At 51.0% G+C, this 1,935-nt stretch carries 2 rRNA genes; both read left to right on the top strand.

From position 1 onward, the window contains the following. Positions 1-1,706, top strand: a 23S ribosomal RNA gene (locus tag AB2N08_RS22870); the annotation flags it as partial. A 160-nt stretch (positions 1,707-1,866) separates the two neighbouring features. Beyond that, positions 1,867-1,935, top strand: a 5S ribosomal RNA gene (gene rrf, locus AB2N08_RS22875); the annotation flags it as partial.

Raw genomic sequence — 1,935 nt, forward strand, 5'->3', positions numbered from 1 at the left:
ATATGGTAGGAGAGCGTTCTGTAAGCCTGCGAAGGTGTCTTGTAAAGGATGCTGGAGGTATCAGAAGTGCGAATGCTGACATGAGTAGCGATAATGGGGGTGAAAAGCCTCCACGCCGTAAGCCCAAGGTTTCCTGTTCAACGTTCATCGGAGCAGGGTGAGTCGGCCCCTAAGGCGAGGCAGAGATGCGTAGCTGATGGGAAGCAGGTTAATATTCCTGCACCGTCGTATGATGCGATGGGGGGACGGATCGCGGAAGGTTGTCTAGCTGTTGGAATAGCTAGTTTTTGACTCATAGAAGGTACTTAGGCAAATCCGGGTACGTAATTCAAGGGGTTGAGACGAGGAGCTTAGGCTCTGAAGCAATCGGAAGTGGTTCCAAGAAAAGCCTCTAAGCTTCAGTCATACGAGACCGTACCGCAAACCGACACAGGTGGGCGAGATGAGTATTCTAAGGCGCTTGAGAGAACTCGGGAGAAGGAACTCGGCAAATTGGTACCGTAACTTCGGGATAAGGTACGCCCTAGTAGTTTGACCACTTTACTGTGGAAGGATGAACGGGTTGCAATAAAATGGTGGCTGCGACTGTTTAATAAAAACACAGCACTCTGCAAACACGAAAGTGGACGTATAGGGTGTGACGCCTGCCCGGTGCTGGAAGATTAAATGATGGGGTGCAAGCTCTTGATTGAAGTCCCAGTAAACGGCGGCCGTAACTATAACGGTCCTAAGGTAGCGAAATTCCTTGTCGGGTAAGTTCCGACCTGCACGAATGGCGTAACGATGGCCACACTGTCTCCTCCCGAGACTCAGCGAAGTTGAAATGTTTGTGATGATGCAATCTACCCGCGGCTAGACGGAAAGACCCCATGAACCTTTACTGTAGCTTTGCATTGGACTTTGAATCAATCTGTGTAGGATAGGTGGGAGGCTTTGAAGCAGTCACGCTAGTGATTGTGGAGCCATCCTTGAAATACCACCCTGGTTCATTTGAGGTTCTAACCTTGGTCCGTTATCCGGATCGGGGACAGTGCATGGTAGGCAGTTTGACTGGGGCGGTCTCCTCCTAAAGTGTAACGGAGGAGTTCGAAGGTACGCTAATTACGGTCGGACATCGTGATGATAGTGCAATGGCATAAGCGTGCTTAACTGCGAGACCGACAAGTCGAGCAGGTACGAAAGTAGGACATAGTGATCCGGTGGTTCTGTATGGAAGGGCCATCGCTCAACGGATAAAAGGTACTCTGGGGATAACAGGCTGATTCCTCCCAAGAGTTCATATCGACGGGGGAGTTTGGCACCTCGATGTCGGCTCATCACATCCTGGGGCTGTAGCCGGTCCCAAGGGTATGGCTGTTCGCCATTTAAAGTGGTACGTGAGCTGGGTTTAAAACGTCGTGAGACAGTTTGGTCCCTATCTGCCGTGGGCGTTGGAAATTTGAAGGGGGCTGCTCCTAGTACGAGAGGACCGGAGTGGACGAACCTCTGGTGTACCGGTTGTCACGCCAGTGGCATTGCCGGGTAGCTAAGTTCGGAAGAGATAACCGCTGAAAGCATCTAAGCGGGAAACTTGCCTTGAGATGAGATTTCCCAGAGCCTTGAGCTCTTTAAAGGGTCGTTCGAGACCAGGACGTTGATAGGCTGGGTGTGGAAGTGCAGTAATGCATTAAGCTAACCAGTACTAATTGCCCGTACGGCTTGTCCCTATAACCTTGGTAGTCCAGGGTTGTAAGAGAGTACAGCTGTTGTCGATACAAATACCTACCCTAAAACAAAACACTACTTCTTCCAGATTCAGAGCCTTGCTTGACGTAGGGTTGGCAGCTTCGCTGCCGACGCGTCCAGGTAAAGCTCGTACAAGTTATGCCTGATGACCATAGCAAGTCGGTCCCACCCCTTCCCATCCCGAACAGGACCGTGAAACGACTTTGCGCC

Origin of the sequence: Massilia aurea (assembly GCF_040790145.1) — a bacterium.
Lineage (GTDB): Bacteria > Pseudomonadota > Gammaproteobacteria > Burkholderiales > Burkholderiaceae_D > Telluria > Telluria aurea_C.